Source organism: Bacillus sp. S4 (genome assembly GCF_040838205.1).
GTDB classification, from domain to species: Bacteria; Bacillota; Bacilli; order Bacillales; family Bacillaceae_G; genus Bacillus_A; species Bacillus_A cereus_U.
This window is the reverse complement of the sequence record NZ_JBFPJI010000265.1, coordinates 1-4,704: the sequence shown is the minus strand read 5'-3', so window position 1 is coordinate 4,704 and position 4,704 is coordinate 1. Positions and strand designations below refer to the sequence as shown.

The following is a 4,704-nucleotide window of genomic DNA, read 5'->3' as shown; positions in this document are numbered from 1 at the left end:
ATAATGATGTATTTGATTGCACTGTAGTGAACGTATGTTTTATGTAGAGAAATGTTAATAGAATGAAGCGAGGGAGCAAAATGAGACAGAAAAAGGAGAAGCAGAAACAGTCGAAAAAGAAAAAGACTCATATTCCGTTTCGGTTAAATGTACTATTTTTTATCGTGTTTCTTTTATTTTCAGCTATTATTATTCAATTAGGTAAAGTACAAATCATTGACGGAGAAACGTATCGAAATGAAGTGAATAAAAAGGAAGATGTAACGGTGAGTACTCCAGTTCCGAGAGGGAAGATGTTTGATCGGGAAGGGAAAGTTATTGTAAATAATAAACCGTTACGAACTGTTACATATACGAAGATGAAAGGAGTGGACTCAAAAGAGGTTTTAATAGTGGCAAGAAATTTAGCAAAGCTCATTGAAATGCCGCAAGAAGATATGGATAAGTTAACAGAGACAGATAAAAAAGACTTTTGGATGCAGTTAAATGAAAAACGCGCAGCAACAAAAGTAACGAAAGAAGATGAGAGTAAATTTAGGAAGCAGGAAATAGAAGGGAAAGACTTAGATAAGAAAGTAGAAGAGTTGAGACGAGAAAGAATTACACAAGAAGAATTAAACGAGCTTTCGAAAGAGGATATAGAAGTACTAGCAATTAAAAGCAAAATGAATGCGGGATATAAAATGACGCCACAAATCGTCAAAAAAGATGTAAGTCAAAATGAATATGCAGTAGTGAGTGAAAGATTATCAATCTTGCCAGGCGTAGATACGACTGTGGATTGGGAGCGAGAATATCCAAATGATAAAATACTACGTTCTGTACTTGGTAGTGTTTCTACTGAGAATGAGGGATTACCAAGGGAGCAATTAGACTATTATTTAGTACGAGATTATAACAGAAATGATCGTATTGGTAAGAGTTACATCGAAAAACAATACGAAGATATGTTACATGGAACGAAAGAACAGTCTAAAAATATTACTGATAAAGCTGGAAATATTATTCGAACTGAAAAAGTGACAAAAGGAAAAAGTGGAAATAATTTAATGTTAACAGTTGATATGGATTTACAGAAGAAAGTGGAGGAAAGTCTTGAAAGGAATTTAAGGGCATTTCATTCTTCTGAACCGATGATGGATCGTGCATTCGTCGTTATGATGAATCCGAAAAATGGTCAAATTCTATCATTAGCAGGAAAAAAAATTGTAAATAAAGACGGCGGGATGCAAATAGAAGACTACGCTTTAGGAACGATGATAAGCTCTTATGAGTTAGGATCGACGGTGAAAGGAGCTACGGTATTAGCGGGATATCAAACAGGAGCGATTAAGCCATATACGCATTTCTTTGATGCACCAATGTACTTTAAAGGAAGTTTGAAGCCGAAGAAATCGTGGAAAGACTTTGGAGATATTGATGATTTAAGAGCATTGCAAGTTTCATCCAATGTCTACATGTTTAATACGGCGTTAAAGATTGCGGGGATTGATTATGTACCAAACAATCCGCTAGATATTAAACAAGAAGCGTTTAATAAAATGCGCTATTACTTTAGACAATTTGGTTTAGGTGTGCCAACTGGTATTGACCTGCCAAATGAATCGATTGGTCAAATGGGTAGAACTGATAATATACCTGGTTTTTTACTTGATTATGCGATTGGACAATATGACACATATACGCCGCTGCAGCTTGCTCAATATATGTCAACGATTGCAAATGGTGGTTACCGAATGAAACCACAAATTGTACAAGAAATTAGAGAGCAACCAAATAGACCAGAGGAAGTCGGAAAAGTTATTCACTCGATGGAACCAGTCGTGTTAAACCGAGTGGATATGGATCTGTCATATATAAATCATGTGAAAGAAGGATTTAGAAGAGTTTTCCAGGAGACTGATGGGACAGGTACTGGAACTTTTAAAGGATTACCTTATAAACCGGCTGGAAAAACAGGAACAGCAGAAACAGTGTACGGTGGAGAAAGTGGTATTGGAAGAGATGAAAACAACTATCGAAAAAAATGTTATAATTTAACTCTCGCCGGGTATGCGCCATATGATGCTGATCCGGAAGTCGCTTTTTCTGTTGTTGTACCATGGGTGAATAATGATAAATCAGGTATTAATTCTGCAATTGGTAAAGAAATTTTGGATGCATATTTTGATTTGAAAACGCAGAGATCGGGTGTAAGTCCAGTCCCAGTAGCACAACAGCCGAATAAGGCACAGTAAAAAATTCAAATTGTAGTATATCACTGCGCAAATGAACAGGTGCAGTGATATATTTTTGAGTTGAAAAGTGTTTTGATAAGGTGGGAATGGATATGAAAGAGGAGATTAAGAGAGGTTGGGGAAAGTACATACTATTTATATTTGTCCTAGTAGTAACGTACCAGTCTTTCACTTTATGTAAAGTGGAAGGAAAATCAATGCAGCCAACTTTACAGGAAGAAGACTACGTATTTGTAAATAAAGCCGCTGTACATTTTTCTAGCTTACAGCACGGAGAAATCGTCATTATTAAGGAAGAGGATGAGTCGAAATATTATGTAAAACGCGTAATAGGACTTCCTGGTGACGTAATTAACATAACGAATGGAACAGTATACGTAAATGACAAAAAGCAAGATGAACCTTATATAAATAAAGATTTATATAATAATACACAAGTGTTTTACAACTTTCAAAAGACAAAGATTCCGCCAAATAAGTTATTTGTAATGGGAGACAATCGTGAACATAGTAAGGATAGTCGAAATGGTTTAGGTTATATTGAAGAAGATAACGTTATTGGCAAGGTGGAATTTATATATTATCCTTTTTCGAAAATGAAAATACTAGACTAGTTTAGTATTTTTATTTTATTTTCATCAAAAAACAATCAATGAATTAGAAGTAACTTTTAATCCGCAGGTGCTCCTATAAAGAGGATGATATTTTCAAGTTAACGGTTAGGAAATAGAAAGGATATGACGATATGTATAAGTACACAATATGCTTCATTAGAAAAGGGGATAACATACTCCTTTTAAATAGAAACAAAAAGCCAACAATGGGAATGTGGAATGGCGTTGGAGGGAAAATCGAGGATAATGAAACGCCATATGAAGGAATAATTAGAGAAACGTTTGAGGAAACGGGTATAGAGCTTCATAGTGCAACGTATAAAGGGAATGTTATTTTTAAAGTTAAAGACGAGCCTCAGGATAGAGAGGAAATGTATGTATTCCTTGCTGATTTACGTGATGAAGTACATATTGATACGCCAGTAAGCACTGATGAAGGTATATTAGAATGGAAGTCAATTGATTGGATATTAGATGGTGATAATAGAGGTGTAGTTAGCAATTTGCAAAGATATTTACCGATATTATTAAAAGAGGACAACAATTTAGATCATATATTTACGTATGATAATCGGAATATTATTGAGTACACAACTGCTGTTTTGGCAGAAGATGATACGAAAAAACGATATGAAAAACATCTCATTTCTCAATAGGATAAGATGCGTTAAAATACTAAGAAAAAGCCAAATTCCAATAAAGAATTTGGCTTTTTTGCAAGGAATGCTAATTCAAGTTTTACTCTACATAATTCGCTTTTATAATAAAACGATGTTGCTTCACATCAAAATATCCTTTTTGCAAGATGATTTCATGTATGCGATACAATTCCTCATTATAGCTTTCTACTGTAAAATCAGGAATTTGCCACGGAATTGCTTGTAAGTAATAGACAACAGCACCGACATCATAAAAACGCTGAAGAGGGAATTCTTCTTTCGCTTCTAAAATAGTAAATCCATTTTGTTCTAATTCACTACATGCCGTTTTGAGTGACCAACTTGAAAATTCGCTATTCAGCGGTGTGCCAAACTGCTCATTAAGTTCCGCACAATCAAGACCACCGACTTGTTGTGTAAGAAATGTTCCATTGATGGAAAGACTTCTTTTCACTTCAGAAGCAGAATAGGATTCATGTTGATTCACAATTAAATCAAACTGACCATCTTGAAATGGTAAAGCAGTATCATCAGTCACTTCTACGACTATAACTCCTAAAGGTTCTAATTTCTTTCGTGCAATTGGGACATTCGGAGCATAGCCCTCAGTCGCATAAATAGTTGACGGGAACGGTTGTAACATAGATAAAAACTCTCCGCCACCAGTCCCCATATCTAGCATTGATTTTGCACGTTGCATAAGCTGGAAAGCAGTGCTACCGTATGACCATGATAGGGGCTCGCTATTCATACGGCCAGTTTCTGAAATGAAAGAAAAATCCCAGCCGCTAAAGTTAGTCTTTGCACTTTCTAATAGTGCTGAAAATAATGGATCACGTTTCATATTGTTGTCCTCCTATTTCGTTAATAAATGATATAGTAAGAAAAGAAAAAGGGAGGACCTCTTATTAAAGTGGAACGGTTTTATGTTTCGTGTTCGAATAGATTCATATAAATTAGCTCCTTGCGAGAATGATTATTTATATATTCGGGAGTATCGAGTGAAAATCCTTTGAAGTTATTAGGGAAGGTGAAAGTACGATCAAATTTTGGATGGGGTTATACAGTGAAACTGCATTTTGCCAAGATATTTTGTGAAATATGATATTTCACATTTCTGTTACATAACAATAAAGTCGTACTGTTTATAAAAAAGTGGAACCGTTTTATCCCTTTGGATGTACTTATCTATGG

General features: G+C 35.1%; 4 protein-coding genes. 3 read left to right on the top strand and 1 reads right to left on the bottom strand.

Features of this window, described 5'->3' with window-relative positions:
- Positions 1-62 precede the first annotated feature (62 nt).
- The 3 genes from AB3X48_RS18120 to AB3X48_RS18110 all read left to right on the top strand — a co-directional run bounded on the left by AB3X48_RS18120 (position 63) and on the right by AB3X48_RS18110 (position 3,507).
- Positions 63-2,237, top strand: a complete 2,175-nt coding sequence (locus AB3X48_RS18120) for a peptidoglycan D,D-transpeptidase FtsI family protein (RefSeq protein ID WP_195743217.1) — start codon at positions 63-65, stop codon at positions 2,235-2,237.
- Positions 2,238-2,329: 92 nt separating this feature from the next.
- Positions 2,330-2,851, top strand: a complete 522-nt coding sequence (lepB, locus tag AB3X48_RS18115; RefSeq protein WP_016105310.1) for a signal peptidase I — start codon at positions 2,330-2,332, stop codon at positions 2,849-2,851.
- Positions 2,852-2,982: 131 nt separating this feature from the next.
- Complete coding sequence (locus AB3X48_RS18110; protein ID WP_088099205.1) at positions 2,983-3,507, top strand: NUDIX hydrolase; 525 nt, start codon at positions 2,983-2,985, stop codon at positions 3,505-3,507.
- A gap of 82 nt (positions 3,508-3,589) precedes the next feature.
- Here AB3X48_RS18110 and AB3X48_RS18105 read toward each other — a convergent pair whose 3' ends face one another.
- On the bottom strand, positions 3,590-4,354 hold the full coding sequence (locus AB3X48_RS18105) for a class I SAM-dependent methyltransferase (protein WP_016105309.1): 765 nt from the start codon (positions 4,352-4,354) through the stop codon (positions 3,590-3,592).
- Between the last annotated feature and the right edge of the window lie 350 nt (positions 4,355-4,704).

Bases quoted from the DNA above. Each gene is read 5' to 3' on its own strand.
- AB3X48_RS18120 (WP_195743217.1), top strand. From the start codon at position 63: ATGAAGCGAGGGAGCAAAATGAGACAGAAAAAGGAGAAGCAGAAACAG.
- lepB (WP_016105310.1), top strand. From the start codon at position 2,330: ATGAAAGAGGAGATTAAGAGAGGTTGGGGAAAGTACATACTATTTATA.
- AB3X48_RS18110 (WP_088099205.1), top strand. From the start codon at position 2,983: ATGTATAAGTACACAATATGCTTCATTAGAAAAGGGGATAACATACTC.
- AB3X48_RS18105 (WP_016105309.1), bottom strand. From the start codon at position 4,354: ATGAAACGTGATCCATTATTTTCAGCACTATTAGAAAGTGCAAAGACT.